The sequence below is a fragment of the Mesorhizobium sp. M0894 genome (genome assembly GCF_040319725.1).
GTDB lineage: Bacteria > Pseudomonadota > Alphaproteobacteria > Rhizobiales > Rhizobiaceae > Mesorhizobium.
The window spans coordinates 98062-118400 of the sequence record NZ_JAMYOG010000001.1 but is presented as its reverse complement, the minus strand read 5'-3'; the positions used below and the strand labels follow the sequence as shown (position 1 = coordinate 118400).

Here is a 20339-nt window from a genome sequence, read left to right as displayed (position 1 = left end):
TCCTTCTGGTTGGAAATACCGCTTGGCACCTTGGGGGCCGCAGAATGCCGCGATTCGGCCTCGCATGGCGCCTGCAAAGAACTTAAATCACAGACTTAGGCTGACAAGCGGAACAACAGTGACTATTTCGTGACCATGACAGAAGCCGCCGAGCATCGTGAAGAGAGCCTGACGGCCGCGACCGAGGCGCGTGGGCTAGAGGCGCTGGTCTCGCGCGCGACGCGCGCCGGCAAGGGGCCGGCGCCGGTGGAACGCTGGAATCCGGCATTTTGCGGCGATCTCGACATGGAGATCAAGCAGGACGGCACCTGGTTCTATCTGGGAACGCCGATCGGCCGGATGCCGCTGGTGCAGCTTTTCTCCTCGGTGCTGCGCAAGGACGACGACGGCAAGACCTATCTGGTGACGCCGGTGGAAAAGGTCGGCATCCGCGTCGCCGACGCGCCCTTCATCGCCGTCGAGATGGATGTGTCGGGCGCCGGCGACGGGCAAATCATCACCTTTCGTACCAATGTCGGCGATGTGGTCGAGGCTGGGGCGGAGCATCCGCTGCGATTCGTCGACGAGGACGAGACAGGTGGCCTGAAGCCCTATGTGCTGGTGCGCGGGCGGCTGGAAGCGCTGGTGGCGCGGCCAGTGATGTACGAGCTGGTCGAGCACGGCCAAGAGATCGACATCGGCGGCAAGACGATGTTTGCCGTCCGTTCCAAAGGCGAGGTCTACCCGATCATGCCGGCTGAGAAACTGAAACGGCTGAGCGCATGATGGACCGCCTATGATGGATCAGGTGACGCCGGTGCCATTTTCCGCCGCCGAGTTTCGCCAGCGCGTCGTGGCGCAGCCGCAGGCGCATGCCGGTGACGATTTTGGCGACCACCGCTTCAATCCGGGTCATCCCAGGCTGAAGCTGGCCAAGGCGCTGCGCGATGCCGCCGTGCTGATCCCGGTGGTCGACCATGGCCACGAGGCCACGGTCCTTTTGACCCGGCGGGCGGAAAAGCTGCGCAACCATTCAGGGCAGGTGGCTTTCCCCGGCGGAACCATCGATCCAACCGATGTGAGCCCGGAAGCGGCGGCATTGCGCGAGACGTTCGAGGAGATCGGTCTCGATGGGGATTATATCGAGATCCTCGGCCGCATGCCGGACTACGTCTCCGGCAGCGGCTATCGCATCGCCCCGGTGCTCGGGATTGTGCGGCCCGGTTTCAGCCTGACGCTGAATTCCGACGAAGTCGATGCCGTCTTCGAGGTGCCGCTGGGCTTTCTGATGGACCCCGCCAACCACACCAGGGACAGCCGCATGTGGAACGACCTCGAATGGTTCTTTTACGAGATGCCCTATGGCGGCCAGCGCATCTGGGGCGTTACTGCGGGCATCATCCGAACGCTTTATGAAAGGCTCTATTCGTGAGCGATCCGGTGTCGATCGCGGGCAAGGCCGGCTGGCTCGGCGAAAGCCACTTGCAGCGCTTGCTCGCCGCGCTGACTGACGGTGGCGAGGAGGCGCGTGTCGCCGGCGGTGCCGTGCGCAATGCGCTTATCGGACAGCCGGTTGCCGACATCGACATCGCCACCACCACAGTGCCCGAGGAAACCATCCGGCGCGCCGAGGCGGCAGGCTTCAAGACGGTGCCGACCGGCATCGAGCATGGCACCGTCACCGCGGTCGCCCACGGCAAGGCCTATGAAATCACCACGCTTCGTGCCGATATCGAAACCGACGGCCGCCGCGCCAAAGTGTCGTTCGGCCGCGACTGGAAAGCCGACGCGGAGCGGCGCGATTTCACCATCAATGCACTCTACGCCGAAGCTGACGGAACTGTCGTCGATCTGGTCGGCGGTATCGCCGATATCGAAGCGCGGCGGCTGCGCTTCATCGGCGATCCGGAAGCGCGCATCCGCGAGGATTATCTGCGCATCCTGCGTTTCTTCCGCTTTTTCGCCTGGTATGGGGACGGCAGGCCGGATGCCGAAGGGTTGAAGGCTTGCGCCCGGCTGAAGCAGGGGCTCGACCAGCTCTCGGTCGAGCGCGTCTGGTGGGAGTTGAAGAAATTGCTGTCAGCGCCAGATCCGTCGCGGGCGCTGCTGTGGATGCGCCAGGCCGGCGTTCTGACCGGCGTTTTGCCGGAAAGCGAGAAATGGGGCATTGATGCCATCCACGGGCTGACCAAGACCGAGAAGGATCTGGCCTGGGCGCCGGACCCGCTGCTCAGGCTGGAAGCCATCGTGCCGCCGGATGCCGCGCGCTTGAAAACGCTTGCCGAGAGATTGAGGCTTTCCGTGAGCGAGGCAAGCCGCCTGCGGTACTGGGCGATGGCAGCTGTCATCGATCCGAAAACAACCGAAGGAGAGTTGGCGAAAAAGCTCTATTCTGGCGACCGCCAAGGCTTTGTCGATCGGTTGCGGCTGTCGCTCGCTTCCGCTCGAGCCCGCGCGGTCGAAGACAATGACGCACTGCTCGAAGCAGGCGGCTTCTCGCGCCTGCTTGCCTTCGCCGCAAAATGGCAAAACCCTGTTTTTCCGGTCAAGGGCGCCGATCTGGCGACACTTGGCGCCTCACCGGGGCCGAAGCTTGGTGCAACGTTGAAGAATCTTGAAAAGGAATGGGTCGAGTCCGGTTTTGCGCTTGATCGCGGCGCGCTGCTCAAGCGCGCCGCAGAGGCACTCCAATCCTAACCGTCACGCTGCGTCGCGGACCTTTTCGATGCGCGAGCGGATCGCCTCGATCATCGTCTCGCGGATCACCGTCTCGCCATGCGTCTCGCGCAGATGCTCGACGGCACGACGCATGACCTCTGCCTCCTCCTCGGCGCGTGTGTGCCACTCACAGCCGGGTACGAGCGACCCGCAATGGAATTCCTTCATCGGCTTCTCCTCATTTCCTCCTTGGAGCGCCGCGCAGCGCACTGATACGGCAGCTCCAGACCTTTGATCTCGCGCATGATCTCGAAACCGGGTTCCGGCATTCGGGTTATACGCTGGCCAGCTAAGCATAACACGATCGAACGGTTTTGGTTGCCTTACAGCGCCGCGCGTCCAAGCCGACAAGCGGCGTTCTAGTGTACGGGTTTGCGAAAAGGCGGAGCATCGCTGCTCCGCCCTCTACGCTACCTCCGAGGCAAGACGTTGTCTTGCTCCAGCGGGCAGGCCATCACTTCACGACCTTGACTGCCTCGGCAATTTTGTCCTTGCCGCTCATATCCCACGTGACGCGGACCTTTTCGCCGACCTTCAGGCCAGGATCCTTGAAGGTCTGGGGCAACGTAAAGGTGGCTCCGTTGTCCAGAACTAGGCTCATCGCCGTTCCATCAAAGCTTTTGATCGTGCCGGTGGTGTGCTTGACCGCGGCGAATGCGGCGGTACCAGAGGCGAGAACGGCAGCAGCGGCTGCGGTCATAATAAGCTTGCGCATGGCATGCTCTCCTGGAAAATGCGGGCACCCGCTTGGGAAAGGTGCCCCATTCAATCATGGGCCGTCCGGTCACGTCGGGTCGCGGCGCTCGGGAGTAAAGAACCGCCGGCGTTTCCCGGCCCGACGCGACAAATAGCCCAATCTTTTCAATAGAATATTAGACGAAAAAGATATTTTCTGGTGCGCGTTGCGCCACATTCGCCGTCAAATTCTGGGGATTTGGACCCGATTGCGGCTCACGTTGCGCTCACCGAGATTTTACGGCCATTTCACCTCAGGCGGCAGGCTGGACAGGATCGACGCGACATTGCCGCCGGTCTTCAGCCCGAAGATGGTGCCGCGATCGTGAAGCAAGTTGAATTCGACATAGCGGCCGCGACGGATGAGCTGCTCGTCACGGTCGCCATCGGTCCAGTTATCATTGAAGTTGGCGCGCACCAGATGTCCGTAGACGACGAGAAAAGATCGCCCAACGTCCTGGACGAAGTTGAAATCGGCGTCCCAGCCGCCTTTGTCCTCGCCCGAATGCAGCCAGTCGAAGAAGATACCGCCGGTGCCGCGTGGCTCGTCGCGGTGCGGCAGGTAGAAGTACTCGTCGCACCAGGCCTTGAATTTCGCGTAGTCGGCGATCGCCGCGTTCTTCTCGCAGGCAAATTGCATCGCCCTGTGGAAGGCGATCGCGTCGGGGTCGTCCTGGCTGCGGCGGCGGTCGAGCACCGGTGTCAGGTCGGCGCCGCCGCCGAACCACTGGCGCGAGGTGACGACCATGCGCGTGTTCATATGCACGGCCGGCACGTTGGGGTTCCACGGATGGGCGATCAGCGAAATGCCGCTCGCCCAGAAGGACGGGTCCTCTTCGGCGCCCGGCATCTGCTTCCTGAATTCGGGCGAGAACTCGCCATGGACGGTCGAGGTGTGGACGCCGACCTTCTCGAAGACGCGGCCGTGCATCATCGACATGATGCCGCCGCCGCCCTTGCCGGCATCGCGTTGCCACGGCGTCTTTTCGAAGCGACCGGGCGACCAGCTGGCCTGCGGCCCCTGCAGGTCCTGCTCGATCTGCTCGAAGCTGGCGCAGATGCGCTCGCGCAACGTCTCGAACCACAGCCGTGCCTTCATCTTCTTCTGTTCGATGTCGGCTGGCAGCCCCGCCGGTATCTCGGGTCGTTGCAAATCCTGTCTCCGGTTGCGGGGCGTACCCCGACAAATGACTCGTCTTTTCCGGCCGCGATCCCTAATCTCTTAGGTGCAAGGGTCAAGTGTGAATGGAGTTGTTTCGTGCGCACCCCGGCAAGACCGCCGCTGGATGGCCTGAAGAAGAGGCTCGACCGTTCACGCGCCGAGAACGCGCGCATGCCGCGCGACGGATTTCTGCGCGAGACCTTCGTGCTGCCGCGCTCCGACGCTCGTCTCAAGGCGAAGGAATGGTTCGAGCGCTTTCCCAAGCAGGCCTATTGGACCGAGATCGAGAGCTGGTTTGAGCGGCCGGGCGACGTCATCGAATTCACCATCAGGCGGCTTCCGGCGGCGGATTAACGCTCGATCAACAGCCGTCTCGCTCCCGGCCCCCGGGTGCTCAGCCGGTCGCCCTTGTTCCGCAGCGGGCATTTGTCAATCGACATGCAGCCGCAGCCGATGCAGTCGGTCAGCCCGTCGCGCAGCTTCTTGAGCTGGGCAATCTTCTGGTCGAGCTCGTCGCGCCAGGCCGTCGACAGCAGATTCCAGTCCTCGCGCGTCGGCGTTCGGCCTTCAGGCAGTGATCGAAGTGCTGTGCCGATCTCGGCCAACGAAATGCCGACCTCCTGCGCCACCTTTATGATCGCCACACGCCTCAGCACGTCGCGGCCGTAGCGCCGCTGATTACCGGCGGTACGGTGGCTGCGGATCAGCCCGCGCGCTTCGTAGAAATGCAGCGCCGACACCGCGACGCCGCTGCGCATCGCCACCTGGCCGACTGTCAATTCCGTTGCCGCAGCCATCTCCGATTTTCCGCTTGACCTCAAGTAAAGTTGAGCTTGTAACGAAGAAATTCTGGATAGGCAAACCGCAGGAGAAGGCGATGTGCGCCTGGGTTAGAATGACAAGAGAGGGCGCAGTCGTCGACCAGAAAGCGGCCGTACTCGCCGCGCGCGCTGACGGTCTGCAAATCCTATCCAAGCTGCCGCATCGCCTCGCCGGCCACCATGGCGACGGAAAGCGCGACGTTGATGCTGCGCGCGGTGCCCTGCATCGGGATGGTCAGTCGCGCATCCGCCGCCTCGTGGACATGATCCGGAACGCCTGCGGATTCGCGGCCGAACAGAAGCACGTCGGCGCCGGTGAAGACGAAATCCGTATAGGCGGCCGCGGCTTTGGTCGACAGCAGCACCAGCCGCCGCTTGCCAATTTTGCGCCAGTCCTCGAAGGCGTGCCAGTCGACATGCCGGGTGAGCGCCGCCATTTCAAGATAGTCCATTCCGGCCCGTTTCAGCGCCCGGTCACTGAGCGGGAAGCCCGCCGGTTCGACGATGTCGACGCCGAGACCGAGGCAGGCGGCGAAGCGCAGGATAGTCCCGGTATTGCCGGCGATATCCGGCTGGTAGAGCGCAATGCGGAGACGGTCGTTCATTTCCGCGTCTTTCTAATAAGTGGCAGATCAGCCACAGAGCTCTCGCGGTTTTGGAAATTCCTGGACTGGCGGGTGGTCATTTTCTGCGAAGTCGGTTATACGGCCAGCATTGTCAACCCGAACCGATGAAGGGGTAATTCATGATGGCCATGCACATCCACCACCCCTCTCGTGGGCTTACCAGCCCGACGGCGGTTTCGGTACGACGATTCTCCTGAACTTCTAGACTTCAATCGCACCGATTCCCGCCGAAACCTTTTTCGGCCTTCGAAGGAATCCGGCGATGTTTTTCAAGCTGTCGAAGGGGCTGAACGCCCCACCTGAACGTGCTTCGACCGATATCACCCTTGCCGCGCGGCGCGTGCCCACGGTCCGGGTTGGTTCACCCTTCTATCTGCATCTTCAACTGGAGGACGGACCGATGTTCGATCCCTGTAGAATACCCGGCTCAAGAAGCCTGCACGAGCGCAAAACCGCGACTTGGGCGCTTTTAATCGGCGAGACCTACTCGTCGGCGGTTCACGCCGAGACCCGCCAGCGTCCGCATCGCGGCATGCTGCCGGACGTCGATTTCTCGCATGCCGTTCCGGACTATAGCCGGCCGTCGCTGGTGCGCCGGATCATCAGGCTGATCCGGCCTGGTGCAAAAACCGGCGCGAAAATCCGGATCGTCAAAACGTCGTCAGCATCGTCAAACGAGACTGTCGGCGAAAGGCCCGCGACAACCTATATAGCGCGAAGCAGGACCGGCGAGGCGGACGATTCCGTATCGCCGGTCCTTGACGCCATGCGGTCTGGGCACGTCGTCCGTTCCCGTGCCGCGTGAGCGGAAACAATATTGTGAGCATCACTATGTTTAGCTGGTTTGAAAAAAGGCTCGATCCGTTTCCGGCTGCGGAACCGGTCGAGCCGCCGAGGACGCTGATCGCCTTCTGCGTGCATTATACGCGCGGCGCGTGGCCCTACATCGCTCTCGATGCGGTGCTGGTGACGGCCATCGCGCTGGCTGAGGTGTGGATGTTCGGCTTCATGGGCCGGATCGTCGACTGGCTGTCGGCGCAGAATCGCGAGACGTTCCTGCAGACCGAAGGCTTGAAGCTGGCCGGCATGGCCTTCATCGTGGTTTTCGCGCTGCCGGCGACGGTCTGGTTCCATTCGCTCCTCAACCAGCAGACGCTGATGGGCAACTATCCGATGCGTATCCGCTGGCAGGTGCATCGCTATCTGCTCAAGCAGTCGATGAGCTTCTATCAGGACGAGTTCGCCGGACGCATCGCGACCAAGCTGATGCAGACTGCGCTCGCGGTGCGCGAATGCGTCATCAAGCTCATCGACGTGCTCAATTATATCGTCGTCTATTTTCTCGGCATGCTGTTCATCGTCGGCTCGGCAGACTGGCGGCTGGCGGCGCCGCTTGCCGTCTGGCTTGCCGGCTATGTCCTGCTCTTGCGCTATTTTATCCCGCGGCTGGGCAAGGTCGGTGAGGAGCAGGCCAATGCGCGCTCGACCATGACCGGCCGTGTCGTCGACAGCTACTCCAACATCCAGACGGTCAAGCTGTTCTCGCATGCGCGGCGCGAAGCGTCCTTCGCCCGGGAAGGCATGGCCGGCTTTCTCGATACCGTCTATCGGTCGATGCGGCTGGTGACGCAGCTCTACGGCCTGCTCTACATCCTGAATTCGCTGCTGTTGTTTTCGGTCACGGCGATCTCGCTGTGGCTGTGGCTCGGCCAGGCCGTGACGATCGGCGCCGTCGCCCTAGTCATCGGCCTCGTGCTTCGGCTGTGGGGCATGTCGCAATGGATCATGTGGGAGATGTCCACGCTGTTCGAGAATATCGGCACGGTGCAAGACGGCATCAGCTCGATCTCGCTGCCCCGCCTCGTCGAAGACAGGCCTGGGGCCAAGGATATTGCCGTGACCAAGGGCGAGATCCGTTTTGAGGACATCCGCTTCCACTACGGCAAGCAGAAGGGCGTGATCGAAAGCCTGTCGCTGATGGTGAAGCCGGGCGAGAAGGTCGGCATCGTCGGCCGTTCGGGTGCCGGCAAGTCGACGCTGGTCAATCTTCTGTTGCGCTTCTACGACCTTGAAAGCGGCAAGATCCTGATCGACGGCCAGGACATCGCGGCGGTGACGCAGGACTCGCTGCGCGCCCAGATCGGCATGGTCACGCAGGACACCTCGCTGCTGCATCGTTCGGTGCGCGAGAACATCCTCTATGGCCGGCCGGACGCCAGTGACGAGATGCTGGTCGAGGCGGCACGCCGCGCCGAAGCGCTTGATTTCATATCAGGGCTTTCGGACGCCGGTGGCCGCAAGAATTTCGACGCGCATGTCGGCGATCGCGGCGTCAAATTGTCCGGCGGCCAGCGGCAACGCATTGCCATTGCCCGCGTTATGCTGAAGGACGCGCCGATCCTCATTCTCGACGAGGCGACGTCCGCGCTCGATTCCGAGGCCGAGGCGGCCATCCAGGAGAACCTCTACAAACTAATGCAAGGCAAGACCGTCATCGCCATCGCGCACCGGCTGTCGACGATCGCCGCCATGGACCGGCTCGTCGTCATGGACAAGGGCCGCGTCATCGAAGAAGGTTCGCATGAGGAACTCGTTGCCAGCGGCGGACTCTACGCCCAGCTCTGGCAGCGCCAGTCGGGCGGCTTCCTGCTCGACGACGGCCCCTCTGCCAACGATGCAGCCGCCAACGATGCACTCGCCAAGGGTGAAGCCGCCGAATGATGACTGCCATCTACCGCTGGTTCGAGAACTGGGTCTATCCGTTCCGGGAGCCCGCGGACCTTCGGCCACCTGCCGGCGTCAGGGGTTTCCTCTGGCACTATGTCGGGCAGGCGAAGATCGCTTTCTTCGCCATGCTGGTGATCGGCGGCATCGCGCCGTTGGTCGAGGCCGGACTGTTCTACTTCGTCGGGCGGCTGGTCGACATCCTCGACCAGCTTCCTGGCGAACGTAGCTGGCATGCCTTGTGGACTGCCGCCGGCCCCGAACTTGTCTTCATGATCGCCGTGGTGCTGGTCATCCGCACCATCGTCGTCGGCCTGTCGGCGCTGGTCGACGAGCAGACGATCACGCCGGGTTTCTATAATCTGGTGCGCTGGCAGGCGCATCGCCATGTGTCGCGCCAGTCCTACGCCTTCTTCCAGAACGATTTTGCCGGACGTATCGCGACCAAGGTCTGGCAGGCGGGGCAGGCGACCGGCGATCTGATGGAAAGCTTCATCGAGGTCGTCTGGTTCATGGTCGTCTATACGGTGACGACGCTGGCGCTGGTCGCCGGGCTCGATCTCAGGCTGGCGGTGCTGGTGGTGATCTGGATCTCAGCCTTCGGCCTGCTGGCCAGACGCTATTTGCCGGCGATCCGCAAGCATGCCGAGGCCACCGCCGAAGCCGGCTCGATGATCACCGGCCGCATCGTCGATTCCTATTCGAACGTGCAGACGCTGAAGCTGTTCTCGGCCGATGGCGACGACCGCTATATCAGGAACGGCTTCGACATCTATCTCGACGCGCTGCGCCCGTTCACCCGCCGGCTGACCGGCGTGCGCATGGCGCTGACCATGCTGTCGGGGATCATGATCACGGCGATCGCCTGCTTTGCCGTCTATCTCTGGGTCGAAGGCTCGATCACCGTCGGCGCCGTCGCCTTCACGCTGTCCTTGGTGCTGCGGCTGAACATGCTGCTCGGCCGGCTGATGATGCAGCTCAACAGTATTTTGCGGAACCTCGGCGTGCTGGAAAACTCGAAGGCGCTGATCTCGAAGCCGCTCGGCCTGACCGATGCGCCCGACGCGAAAGAGCTTCTCGTTGGCGGTGGGCGCATCGACGTCAGAAACGTCGAGTTCCATTACGGCAAGGGGTCCGGCGTGCTCAACGGCATCGACCTCGTGGTGCGGCCGGGTGAAAAAGTCGGACTGGTCGGGCCGTCCGGCGCAGGCAAGACGACGCTGGTCAACCTGATCCTGCGCCTCTACGACCTCGAGAGCGGCAAGATCACCATTGACGGGCAGGACGTCTCCAGGGTCACGCAGAATTCGCTGCGCGCCAATATCGGCGTCGTCAGCCAGGATACGGCACTTTTCCACCGTTCCTTGCGCGACAACATCAAGCTCGGCATGCCGGAAGCAACCGACGCCGAGGTGATCGCGGCAGCGGAGAAGGCCGAGGCGCAGGAGTTCATCCTCGGCCTGCGCGACAGTCGCGATCGTACTGGCTATGAAGCCTTTGTCGGCGAGCGCGGCGTCAAGCTCTCGGGCGGCCAGCGCCAGCGCGTGGCGATCGCCCGCGTCTTCCTCAAGGACGCACCGATCCTGGTGCTCGATGAGGCGACCTCGGCGCTCGATTCCGACATCGAGGCGGCAATCCAGGAGAATCTGGCAAGGCTGATGGAAGGCAAGACAGTCATCGCCATCGCGCACCGGCTGTCGACCATCGCGGCACTCGACCGGCTGGTGGTGCTCGACGAGGGCCGCATCGTCGAACAAGGCACGCATGACGAACTGGTTGCGCTCGACGGGCTGTATGCACGGCTGTGGAAACGGCAGTCCGGCGGCTTCCTGTTCAACGAAGAGAGCGCGTTGGCCGAGACCCGGCCGGCGGAGTAGTTTTCCATAGACCGGAGTGAAATCATGGCGGTGAGATTGCCATCGAATTTTGGACGGTCCGGCGCGCAGGAGAGCGCGTTGGATCTGCTTGGCCATGAAATCCTCGGCGAAAAGGCGGCAGCGCTCGGCCGCGCCGGCCGGCGCGTCGAGAAAACACTGACGAGGCTGCGCGAGAATGGCGACAGCGACGATCGACCCCGGCTGCTCAAGGACGCAGCCGACGCGGTGCACGGCTATTTCATCCAGCGCGAACTCTGCGGCCTGCGCAAGCACGACGCGGTGATCCGGGAATACAATATTCCCAAGGCCGTGCTGGCCAGGCTCGGCGCCAGCGTATGATCCGAACCGGAATCGGTTTGGGAGGCGTTATTCCAGCCACTCGGTGATGAAGCTGCCGTTCTCGTGTATGTCGGTGGTTTCCAGCGGGCCTGGCCCGAGATTGGTGAATTTGTGCGGCGTGTCCGGCGGTACGATCAGGATCTGGCCGGCCGTGGCCTCGATCTGCCGGTCGCCGACGGTGACCAGGCCGGTCCCGGCCCGGATGATAAAAATCTCGCAATAGGGATGGCTGTGCAGCCTGGGGCCGCCGCCGATCTCAGGCAGGTAGTTGAAGATCAGGCAGCTGTTGGAGCCGCAGGCGCCGCATTGCAACTCGCCCTGCCAGTGGTCGGGCGCCTCGGCCCATTTGTCGCGGTCTATAACATGCGCCATAGGGCGAGGATAAACCGCGCCAGCGCCCGCTGTCGAGGCGAACGCAGTCGTTTGGTTTTCCTGCGATTTTCCAATCATTCCATCGGGCAAATTACGTCCCCGCGACAATCTGCCCTTGTGCCTTCACCCGTCTGGACAAAAACAGGCTTCACGCATAAACCCAAGTCCCAAATGCCGGAGGAATTCGCTAGCCTGTTCGCCATGCGCTGTCGGGCCGGCGCGATTGAGCGGGAACAAGGCTCGGCCGCCGGCACGGAAGAGGCGAAAGGATCAGGCACCCGTGAGCGCAACCGACACCCAGGATCCCAACCGTCGTGATTTTCTCTACGTCGCCACCGGCATGGCCGCGGTGGTCGGCGCGGGCGCCGTCGCTTGGCCGTTCATCGATCAGATGCGTCCGGATGCCTCGACGCTGGCCCTTGCCTCGGTTGAGGTCGACGTCTCTTCGCTGACGCCAGGAATGTCGCTCGTTGTGAAGTGGCGGGGCAAGCCGGTGGTCGTGCGCAACCGCACTGAGCAAGAGATGAAGGACGGCGAGGCGGTCAATCTCGCCGAGCTCAAGGATCCAATTGCCCGCAATGCCAATTTGCCGGCCGACGCGCCGGCGACCGACGCCAACCGCACCACGCCGGGCAAGGAAGCGTGGATGGTGATGGTCCAGGTCTGCACCCATCTCGGCTGCATCCCGCTCGGCCAGGAAGGCGATTTCGGCGGCTGGTTCTGCCCGTGCCACGGTTCCGTATACGACACCGCCGGCCGCATCCGGAAGGGGCCGGCACCCGAGAACATGGCGGTACCGGTGTTCCAGTTTATTTCCGACACCAAGATCCGTATCGGCTGAGGCAAGGGATATTTCGATGAGCGAGGGACACTCGACCTATACGCCCAAGACCGGCATCGGACGCTGGTTCGATTCGCGCATGCCGCTGCCGCGGCTGGTCTATGACAGCTTCATCGCCTATCCGGTGCCGCGCAATTTGAATTATGCCTGGACCTTCGGCGGCATCCTCGCGCTCATGCTGGCGGCGCAGATCCTGACGGGTATCGTGCTGGCCATGCACTACGCGGCCGACAGCACTCTCGCCTTCGATTCGGTCGAGAAGATCATGCGCGACGTGAATTCGGGCTGGCTGCTGCGCTACCTGCATTCGAACGGCGCGTCGTTCTTCTTCGTCGCCGTCTACATCCATATCTTCCGTGGCCTCTACTACGGCTCCTACAAGGCGCCGCGCGAGCTGCTGTGGATCCTCGGCTGCATCATCTACCTGCTGATGATGGCGACCGGGTTCATGGGCTATGTGCTGCCTTGGGGCCAGATGAGCTTCTGGGGCGCCACCGTCATCACCGGCTTCTTCACCGCCATACCGCTGGTTGGCGACTGGATCCAGCAGCTTCTCCTCGGCGGCTTCGCGGTCGACAATCCGACGTTGAACCGCTTCTTTGCGCTGCATTACCTGCTGCCGTTCATGATCGCCGGCGTCGTCGTGCTGCACATCTGGGCGCTTCACGTCGTCGGCCAGAACAATCCGACCGGCATCGAGGTCAAATCGAAGACCGACACGCTCGCCTTCACGCCTTACGCGACCATCAAGGACGGGTTCGGCATGATCGTGTTCCTGTTCGTCTTCGCCTATTTCGTGTTCTACCTGCCGAACTATCTCGGCCATCCGGACAATTACACCGTCGCCAACCCGCTGAAGACGCCGGCCCACATCGTGCCGGAATGGTACTTCCTGCCGTTCTACGCGATCCTGCGCGCCATCACCTTCAATATCGGGCCCATCAACTCCAAACTCGGCGGCGTGCTCTGCATGTTCGGCGCGATTGTAATGCTGTTCCTGGTGCCGTGGCTCGACACCTCGAAGGTGCGCTCGGCTGTCTACCGGCCCTGGTACAAGCTGTTCTTCTGGCTGTTCATGGCCGACGCCATCCTGCTCGGCTGGCTGGGCTCGCAGCCGGCCGAGGGCAGCTATGTGTTCATGGCGCAGATGGCGACGCTGTTCTACTTCGCCTTCTTCCTGGTAGCGCTGCCGGTGCTTGGGCTGATCGAGACGCCGCGGCGGCTGCCGAATTCGATCACCGAGGCGGTGCTCGAGAAGAACAAGGGTGGCGGTGGACATCCTGCCGGCGCCACGGCCGCGCCGGAAACCAAAGGCTGAGCATGATCCCGAAAAGTGGAAACCGGTTTTCGGACAAGATCATGCTCGGGACGATGACCGCGCGTCAGAGAATCTCAAGGGGATATGGCATGAAGAAGATTCTCGCCTCGTTGGCGCTGCTTGGCCTTGTGGCCGCGGGCATTGGGGCCACAGGCACTGGAGCGAGCGCCCAGGAAGAGGCGCACAATGAGGCGGCGCCGACGCATTTCCCGATTGACGAACCGAAGGAAATGGACTGGAGCTTCGCCGGGCCATTCGGCACCTACGACAAGGCCCAGCTGCAGCGCGGGCTCAAGGTCTACAAGGAAGTCTGCTCGGCCTGCCATTCGATGAATTTGGTGGCGTTCCGTACGCTGGAAGGCCTTGGCTATTCGGATGCGCAGATCAAGACGCTGGCGGCCGAATATACGATCCATGACGGCCCGAACGATGCCGGCGACATGTTCGATCGTCCCGGCAAGCCGTCCGACCATTTTCCGCCGCCGTTCCCCAACGAGGAAGCGGCGGCGGCGGCCAATGGCGGTGCAGCACCGCCCGACATGTCGCTGCTGGCCAAGGCGCGCGGCGTCGAGCGCGGCTTCCCGCGCTTCGTGTTCGACATCTTTACGCAATATGCGCAGGGCGGCCCCGACTACATCCACTCGCTGCTGACCGGCTACGACCAACAGCCGCCGGCGGGCATGGTCATACCAGAAGGCACGCACTACAATCCGTTCTTCCTGTCCGGCGTGTCGCTGAAGATGCCGAAGCCGCTCTCCGACGGCCAGGTTACCTATGATGACGGGGCGCCGCAGACGGTCGACCAGTATTCTCGCGACGTGTCGGCCTTCCTGATGTGGGCGGCAGAACCGCACCTCGAGGACCGCAAGAAGACCGGCTTTCGCGTACTGGTCTTCCTGCTGCTGTTCGGCGCACTGGTCTACCTGACCAAGCGCAAGGTGTGGGCCGGCGTGGCGCACTGAGCCCTGCGATATAAGAGAATGCGAGGGCGTCGAAGGGCGCCCTTTTCATTGCAGGCATGTCGATTCATCGCAGCCGGCGCTGAACAAGGCCCTTTGCCGGACAATTTTCCGTCAGGCGTCACATGGCGGTAGCCGGACTTGGCTGCACCGGGTTACGATTGGCCAATTCCTTTCACGTCTTTAGCCGAATCTGAATGGCCCGGAGAGCCGCTTGATGAAGTCCTCGCTCGAAGAGACGCTGCTTGCCGCGATCCGCACCATTCCGGATTATCCCAAGCCGGGCATCCTGTTTCGCGACATCACCACGCTGCTCGGCAATGCGCGGGCCTTCCGCCGCGCGATCGACGAACTGGTGCATCCCTATGCCGGCCTGAAGATCGACAAGATCGCCGGCATCGAGGCGCGCGGCTTCATCCTCGGCGGCGCCATCGCCCACCAGCTCTCAGCCGGCTTCGTGCCGATCCGCAAGAAGGGCAAGTTGCCTTACGAGACGGTGCGCGTCGCCTACAGCCTGGAATACGGGCTGGACGAGATGGAGATGCACAAGGACGGTGTTTCTCCGGGCGAGAAGGTAATCCTCGTCGACGATTTGATCGCCACCGGCGGCACGGCGGAGGCGGCCGTCAAGCTATTGCGGCAGATCGGCGCCGACATTCTCGCCGCCTGCTTCGTCATCGACCTGCCGGACCTTGGCGGCCGCGAGAGGTTAGAGGGGCTCGGCGTGCCGGTGAGGACGCTGATCGGGTTTGAGGGGCATTGAGCGTTTCTTCCTTCTCCCCCGTGGCAGAAGGGAAGAATTCCGCTCACCCCACCTTCACCAGCACGGCACTTTCGAATTCGATCACCTTGTCGCCCGTCGAATCGAAGGCCTCTGAGCGGAGCGTCAGCAGCCGCCAGCCCGGTCGCGAGGCAATGGGGCGGTGGGCCAGCGCCGTGCGGGTGAAAGTCACGGTTTCCCCGGCATAGACAGGTTTGGGCCATTTGAGGTTCTTGAAGCCGGGCGAGGGGCCGAATTCCGGCACCGGCCCGGGGCCGGGCCAGCGGGCGACCTCTGCCTCTATGCCAGCCTGGAGGTTCAATTTCATCCAGGTGGCGGCGGTGTGCCAGCCCGAGGCGCAGAGCCCGCCGAATATGCTGTTCCTCGCCGCCTCTTCATCGATGTGGAAAACTTGCGGATCGTATTTGCGGGCGAACGCCTTGATCGCCTCCGGTTCGAATCGATGCGAACCGAGCGTGACGGTGATACCGATGCAGAAGAATTCGTCGAGGCTCACGCACTGCCCTCGCGGGTGAGGAACATGACGGTGTTTTCGAGCTCGAAAACACCTTCGCCGCGCTGGTTGAACAACTCGCTGCGCATGGTCACCAGGCCAAGCCGGGGCTTCGATCTAGACAGGCGCTTGGCAAGGACGGTGGTGCTGCCGCTCAACAGGTCGCCGGCCAGGACCGGCCGTTTCCATTTGACCTGGTCGACGCCTGGCGCGCCCTGGGAGGTCGAGTCGAGCAGGAAGGCATCGCACAGCATGCGCATGAACATGGCGCAGGTGTGCCAACCCGAAGCCGCCAGCCCGCCGAGGATGCTGGCCTTACCCGCAGCCTCGTCGAGATGCATCGCCTGGGCATCGAACTCGCCGGCGAATTCTATGATTTCGGCGGCGCTTACCAGCTTGGTGCCGAGGTCGAGCGAAGCGCCCTCGACAAAATCCTCATAAGCCCAGGTCTTTGCGGTCATGGTCTGGAAATCCTGTTCAGGATTGTACGATCGCTGCGGGTCGGGGTCCCGGATGCAGGCAGCGCGGCATTTGGTCAAGCAATTTCTAGTGCGCCAGCCTGGCGGCGCCCAAGCCGCAGCGGAGGTATTGATGACCCTACAGCCAGCCGCGGCGGCGGAAATACCAGAAGGGCAGGATTGCCGAAAGCACCATCATGCCGATGGCGAAGGGATAACCAAAGTGCCATTTGAGCTCGGGGATGATGTCGAAATTCATGCCGTAGATTGAAGCGACAAGCGTCGGCGGCAGGAAGATGACAGCGGCGACGGAGAAGATCTTGATGATGGCGTTCTGCTCGATCGAGATCATGCCGAGCGTCGCGTCGAGCAGGAAGCTGATCTTCTGCGACAGGAACGTGGCGTGGTCGGCGAGCGACAGCACATCGCGCGACAAGGTCTTGATGCGGGCGCGGGTATCCTTGCTCATCCTGGTCTGCGTGGAGGCATGGGCGAGGAAGCCGGCAAGGCGCTGCAGCGAGATCAGGCTGTCGCGGACCGAAGAGGCGAGATCCTCCTTGCGGCCAATGCCTTTCAACAGCTCCTGGAAGTCGCGGTTGCGCTTGGAAACCTTGGTCGAGCGTGCCTCGAAGATGTCGCGCGAGATCGCCTCGACGTCGCGGCCGGCGCGCTCCAGAATGTCGGCGAGGCGGTCGACGATCGCCTCCAGTAGTCCGATCAGGATGGTGTCGCCGCTGGTGCAACCGGTCGCCACCTTCTCGGCGCGCTGCGGAAAGGTCTTAAACGCCTTCGGTTCGTGGTACCGCACGGTGATCAGCCTGCTGCCGGAGAGCACGAAGGTAACCGGCGACATCAACGGATCGTCCACCTCGGTCTGCGCAGGTAGAATGGCGGTCATGAAGTAGGCGCCGTCCTCGACGTAGAGACGGCTCGAGATCTCGATCTCTTCCATCTCTTCGCGGGTCGGAACGGCGATGCCGAGCCAGGTCTCAATTGTCGTCTCTTCTTCCTTTGTCGGGTTGAAGAGGTCGACCCAGACCACAGTGTCGCTGTTTTGCAGGAGATCGTCGACCAGGCGCAGGCGATCATTGTCGACGACGAAGGCCTTGATCATCGCCGGGTCTCCCTTGCTGTTGCCAAAGAGCGTTCGTTGGAGGGGCGCGTCAGTCAGATCGCACGGACACGGGCAGGTGAGGCGCGAGGCCGGTGCAGAGGCCCCTTAGACCCCGCACGACGGCCCGTCAAGCAGCGCAAGAGGCACTGCGACCCCTGCTTTGAAGTTTGGCATCGAGCGGCGGCAATGGTGGCCTCTGGGCTCCCTCGCCTGGTCAGGTGTTGAACTTGAACAGCATGATGTCGCCGTCCTGGACGACATACTCCTTGCCTTCGTCGCGCGCCTTGCCGGCCTCCTTAGCCGCCACTTCGCCGCCCAGCCTGACGAAGTCGTCATAGGCGATGGTCTGGGCGCGGATGAAGCCGCGCTCGAAATCGGTGTGGATAACGCCTGCCGCCTGCGGCGCCCTGGCGCCCTTGTGCACGGTCCAGGCGCGTGTCTCCTTCGGCCCGACGGTAAAGTAGGTGATGAGCTGCAGCAGCTCGTAGCCGGCGCGGATGACCTTGTTCAAGCCGGGTTCGTCCAGGCCGAGCGTTGCCAGGAATTCCATTTCCTCTTCGTCCGAGAGCTGGGCGACCTCGGCCTCGATCGCCGCCGAAATCACAACGGTGCGGGCACCTTGCGCGGCCGCCATCTGCTCGACCGCCCTGGTGTGGGCGTTGCCGATGGCGGCATCGGCTTCGGCGACGTTGCACACGTAAAGCACCGGGTGCGACGTCAAAAGGTTCAGTCCCTGCAGGATGCGCAGATCCTCAGCCGAGATGCCGTTGAGCAGGATGCGGGCGGGCTTGCCGGCCTGCAGTAGTTCAAGCGCCGCTTCCATCATGGGAAGTACGGTCGCTGCCTCCTTGTCCTTGCCGGCGGCACGCTTGCGGATCTGCACGATGCGGCGCTCGAGGCTGTCGAGGTCGGCAAGCATCAATTCGGTTTCGACGGTCTCGGCATCGGCGACAGGATCGATGCGGCCCTCGACATGGGTGATGTCGTCATCCTCGAAACAGCGCAGCACATGGACGATGGCGTCGACCTCGCGGATGTTGGCGAGGAACTGGTTGCCCAGCCCTTCACCCTTCGAGGCGCCGCGCACCAGGCCGGCAATGTCGACGAAGGAGATGCGCGTCGGGATGATCTCCTTCGACTTGCCGATCGCGGCGATCTTCTGCAGGCGCGGGTCGGGCACCGCCACCTCGCCGGTGTTCGGCTCGATGGTGCAGAACGGATAATTGGCGGCCTGTGCCGCCGCCGTCCTGGTCAACGCATTGAAGAGCGTCGACTTGCCGACATTGGGCAAGCCAACGATGCCGCATTTGAAACCCATTTTTGTCTGGTCCTATCGGGAAATCGAAATTTGATCAGGGCTATGGGCGAAAGCGCCGACGATCGTCAAGCCCTGTGCACTCATGCCCGCGGCGCTGACGGCGCCATGGCTCAGTCCTTGCCGCCAAAAAGCTTCTTCAGCATCGCCGCCATCGGGCCGGTTTTGGGCAGCTTGGCCGCCGGCTGCTGCGGCCGCGCCTGGCGGACATGGCTTTGCACCTTTGGCGCCTTGGGTGGCGGGCGGTCGTCGTCGCCCGTCGGCGTGAGCTTCTCGCGCAGCGCCAGCGTCACGCGATTCATGAACGAATTGTCGTCGCCCTTGGCAAGCAATCCGGCACCATCGGCGATTGCGTCGAGCAGCACGTCCAGCCATTCGCGGTCGCCCTTGGCGAAATCGCCGAGCACATGGCCGTGCACCATTTCCTTGACGCCGGGGTGGCCGACGCCGATGCGCACACGGCGAAAATCCTTGCCGACGTGCTGGTCGAGCGAGCGGATACCGTTGTGGCCGCCGGAACCGCCACCGACCTTGACCCGAACCTTGCCGGCGGCAAGGTCGATCTCGTCATAAAAGACAGTCAGCGCCGAAGGGCCGAGCTTATAGAAGCGCAAGGCTTCGCCGACCGATTGGCCGGACAGGTTCATGAAGGTCTGCGGCTTGATCAGGATCACCTTGTCGCCGGCAAGCGTGCCTTCGGCGATCAGCCCCTGGAATTTCTTCGACCAGGGCGAAAAGGAATGGCGGCGGGCGATCGCGTCCGCCGCCATGAAGCCGACATTGTGCCGGTTGTTGGCGTATTTCGCGCCCGGATTGCCGAGGCCTGCAAAGACAAGCATCGTCGCCTCCGGGCGGGAAGGGGTTACTTCTCTTCGGCGGCAGGAGCCGCTTCGGGCGCAGCCGCTTCAGTCGTCTCTTCTACGGCCTCCGGCTTCATCGCCGAGGAGCCGGCAATGGTCGCGATGGTGAAGTCACGGTCGGAGATCACCGGCTTGACGCCGGCCGGCAAGGTGACGGCCGAAATGTGGATCGAATCGCCAATATCGGTGCCGGTGAGATCGATGGTGATGAAATCCGGGATCGCATTGGCCGGGCAGTGGAATTCGACCTCGTGGCGCACGATGTTGAGCACGCCGCCGCGCTTGATGCCGGGCGACTTGTCTTCATTGATGAAGTGCACGGGCACGTCGACATTGACTTCGGTGTCCTTGCCGATGCGCAGGAAATCGACGTGGACCGGGAAATCCTTGACCGGGTCGAGCTGGAAGTCCTTGGGCAGAACCTGGATCTTGTTCCCGTCGACATCGATCGTGGCGACCGTGGTCAGAAACCCGCCGCCATGGATCTTGTAGTAGATGTCCTTATAGGTCAGCGCAATCGCCAGGGGAGGCTGCTTGTCGCCGTAAATCACTGCAGGCACTTTACCGTTGCGGCGAACTGCACGGGCGGACCCCTTACCGACCTGTTCGCGCGCTTCGGCCTTGAGCTCGTAAGTATCGTGGCTCATGGCATTTCCTTTCGCGTTGTTCTGGAGCGTTCGCGGCCGGCAACGTGCCGGGGCCGTAAACGTCGAAAGCCGACATAGCTAACGCATGACCTGGTCCGAAAACCGGAATCCACTTTTCGGGATCATGCGGGAAGGCGGCCTTCCGCCGCGTTGCCTCCAAGGGTGTCTACGCGGGTGGCGGCTCTATAGCGGAAGGCGGC

Annotated in this window: 24 protein-coding genes; 12 read left to right on the top strand and 12 right to left on the bottom strand. The window is 62.7% G+C overall.

The genetic code is table 11. The features are described from left to right. Nucleotides 1-135 precede the first annotated feature (135 nt). The 3 genes from NKH91_RS00685 to NKH91_RS00675 are packed head-to-tail and all read left to right on the top strand — an operon-like array spanning nt 136 to nt 2676. A complete protein-coding gene (locus NKH91_RS00685) occupies nt 136-765 on the top strand; it encodes a DUF1285 domain-containing protein (protein WP_352846769.1) in 630 nt (209 codons plus the stop codon). A 13-nt stretch (nt 766-778) separates the two neighbouring features. Continuing rightward, nucleotides 779-1411 (top strand): CoA pyrophosphatase, encoded by a 633-nt coding sequence (locus NKH91_RS00680; protein ID WP_352496081.1) that lies wholly within the window; start codon nt 779-781, stop codon nt 1409-1411. Beyond that, entirely contained in the window at nt 1408-2676 is a 1269-nt protein-coding gene (locus tag NKH91_RS00675) for a CCA tRNA nucleotidyltransferase (protein WP_352846570.1), read from the top strand. Before NKH91_RS00680 ends, NKH91_RS00675 begins: the two co-directional genes overlap by 4 nt. A 3-nt stretch (nt 2677-2679) precedes the next feature. Here the strand turns inward: NKH91_RS00675 and NKH91_RS00670 are convergent, their stop codons facing one another. From NKH91_RS00670 to hemF, 3 genes are all read right to left on the bottom strand, one after another. Next, complete coding sequence (locus NKH91_RS00670; protein ID WP_023679490.1) at nt 2680-2865, bottom strand: DUF1059 domain-containing protein; 186 nt, start codon at nt 2863-2865, stop codon at nt 2680-2682. Between the two features lie 286 nt (nt 2866-3151). Beyond that, complete coding sequence (locus tag NKH91_RS00665) at nt 3152-3412, bottom strand: DUF1344 domain-containing protein (protein WP_352846573.1); 261 nt, start codon at nt 3410-3412, stop codon at nt 3152-3154. A 258-nt stretch (nt 3413-3670) separates the two neighbouring features. Continuing rightward, nucleotides 3671-4585, bottom strand: a complete 915-nt coding sequence (gene hemF / locus NKH91_RS00660) for an oxygen-dependent coproporphyrinogen oxidase (protein ID WP_352846576.1) — start codon at nt 4583-4585, stop codon at nt 3671-3673. Between the two features lie 105 nt (nt 4586-4690). Here hemF and NKH91_RS00655 point away from each other — a divergent pair, with 105 nt between their 5' ends. Next, entirely contained in the window at nt 4691-4948 is a 258-nt protein-coding gene (locus tag NKH91_RS00655; RefSeq protein WP_023679487.1) for a hypothetical protein, read from the top strand. Here NKH91_RS00655 and soxR read toward each other — a convergent pair. Next, a complete protein-coding gene (gene soxR / locus NKH91_RS00650; RefSeq protein WP_023719213.1) occupies nt 4945-5391 on the bottom strand; it encodes a redox-sensitive transcriptional activator SoxR in 447 nt (148 codons plus the stop codon). The two genes, NKH91_RS00655 and soxR, sit on opposite strands and share 4 nt — an antisense overlap. 170 nt (nt 5392-5561) lie before the next feature. Beyond that, nucleotides 5562-6020, bottom strand: a complete 459-nt coding sequence (locus NKH91_RS00645; protein ID WP_352846578.1) for a tRNA (cytidine(34)-2'-O)-methyltransferase — start codon at nt 6018-6020, stop codon at nt 5562-5564. Between the two features lie 283 nt (nt 6021-6303). On the opposite strand from NKH91_RS00645, the gene NKH91_RS00640 reads away from it, so the two are divergent. The 4 genes from NKH91_RS00640 to NKH91_RS00625 are packed head-to-tail and all read left to right on the top strand — an operon-like array spanning nt 6304 to nt 10981. After that, nucleotides 6304-6846 carry a hypothetical protein gene (locus NKH91_RS00640; RefSeq protein WP_352482080.1) on the top strand — a complete coding sequence of 181 codons (543 nt, stop codon included), beginning with the start codon at nt 6304-6306 and terminating at the stop codon, nt 6844-6846. Nucleotides 6847-6872: 26 nt separating this feature from the next. Next, nucleotides 6873-8762 carry an ABC transporter ATP-binding protein gene (locus NKH91_RS00635; RefSeq protein ID WP_352846581.1) on the top strand — a complete coding sequence of 630 codons (1890 nt, stop codon included), beginning with the start codon at nt 6873-6875 and terminating at the stop codon, nt 8760-8762. Beyond that, the gene (locus tag NKH91_RS00630) at nt 8759-10642 is read left to right on the top strand and encodes an ABC transporter ATP-binding protein (RefSeq protein ID WP_352846584.1); all 1884 of its coding nucleotides are present in this window, start codon (nt 8759-8761) and stop codon (nt 10640-10642) included. The genes NKH91_RS00635 and NKH91_RS00630 overlap by 4 nt, the downstream gene beginning before the upstream one ends. A 24-nt stretch (nt 10643-10666) precedes the next feature. Continuing rightward, on the top strand, nt 10667-10981 hold the full coding sequence (locus tag NKH91_RS00625) for a DUF6665 family protein (protein ID WP_352846587.1): 315 nt from the start codon (nt 10667-10669) through the stop codon (nt 10979-10981). Nucleotides 10982-11008: 27 nt separating this feature from the next. On the opposite strand, the gene NKH91_RS00620 is transcribed toward NKH91_RS00625, so the two are convergent. Beyond that, complete coding sequence (locus tag NKH91_RS00620) at nt 11009-11353, bottom strand: cupin domain-containing protein (RefSeq protein WP_352846589.1); 345 nt, start codon at nt 11351-11353, stop codon at nt 11009-11011. A 280-nt stretch (nt 11354-11633) separates the two neighbouring features. Here NKH91_RS00620 and petA point away from each other — a divergent pair, with 280 nt between their 5' ends. From petA to NKH91_RS00600, 4 genes are all read left to right on the top strand, one after another. Beyond that, nucleotides 11634-12194 carry a ubiquinol-cytochrome c reductase iron-sulfur subunit gene (petA, locus tag NKH91_RS00615; RefSeq protein WP_023719206.1) on the top strand — a complete coding sequence of 187 codons (561 nt, stop codon included), beginning with the start codon at nt 11634-11636 and terminating at the stop codon, nt 12192-12194. A 16-nt stretch (nt 12195-12210) separates the two neighbouring features. Further along, nucleotides 12211-13512: a cytochrome b gene (locus tag NKH91_RS00610; RefSeq protein WP_352516104.1), complete on the top strand. Its 1302-nt coding sequence runs from the start codon at nt 12211-12213 to the stop codon at nt 13510-13512. Between the two features lie 89 nt (nt 13513-13601). Continuing rightward, complete coding sequence (locus NKH91_RS00605; protein ID WP_352846592.1) at nt 13602-14474, top strand: cytochrome c1; 873 nt, start codon at nt 13602-13604, stop codon at nt 14472-14474. Nucleotides 14475-14688: 214 nt separating this feature from the next. Further along, entirely contained in the window at nt 14689-15234 is a 546-nt protein-coding gene (locus NKH91_RS00600) for an adenine phosphoribosyltransferase (RefSeq protein WP_023719203.1), read from the top strand. Nucleotides 15235-15277: 43 nt separating this feature from the next. On the opposite strand, the gene NKH91_RS00595 is transcribed toward NKH91_RS00600, so the two are convergent. From NKH91_RS00595 to NKH91_RS00570, 6 genes are all read right to left on the bottom strand, one after another. After that, nucleotides 15278-15748: a MaoC family dehydratase gene (locus tag NKH91_RS00595; RefSeq protein WP_023719202.1), complete on the bottom strand. Its 471-nt coding sequence runs from the start codon at nt 15746-15748 to the stop codon at nt 15278-15280. Continuing rightward, a complete protein-coding gene (locus NKH91_RS00590; RefSeq protein ID WP_352482086.1) occupies nt 15745-16206 on the bottom strand; it encodes a MaoC family dehydratase in 462 nt (153 codons plus the stop codon). The genes NKH91_RS00595 and NKH91_RS00590 overlap by 4 nt, the downstream gene beginning before the upstream one ends. 136 nt (nt 16207-16342) lie before the next feature. Further along, entirely contained in the window at nt 16343-17317 is a 975-nt protein-coding gene (corA, locus tag NKH91_RS00585; RefSeq protein ID WP_352846595.1) for a magnesium/cobalt transporter CorA, read from the bottom strand. Nucleotides 17318-17531: 214 nt separating this feature from the next. Then, the gene (gene ychF, locus NKH91_RS00580; protein ID WP_352846598.1) at nt 17532-18635 is read right to left on the bottom strand and encodes a redox-regulated ATPase YchF; all 1104 of its coding nucleotides are present in this window, start codon (nt 18633-18635) and stop codon (nt 17532-17534) included. Between the two features lie 110 nt (nt 18636-18745). Beyond that, a complete protein-coding gene (pth, locus tag NKH91_RS00575; protein WP_352846600.1) occupies nt 18746-19471 on the bottom strand; it encodes an aminoacyl-tRNA hydrolase in 726 nt (241 codons plus the stop codon). A 23-nt stretch (nt 19472-19494) separates the two neighbouring features. After that, complete coding sequence (locus tag NKH91_RS00570) at nt 19495-20139, bottom strand: 50S ribosomal protein L25/general stress protein Ctc (RefSeq protein ID WP_023719196.1); 645 nt, start codon at nt 20137-20139, stop codon at nt 19495-19497. Nucleotides 20140-20339 lie beyond the last annotated feature (200 nt).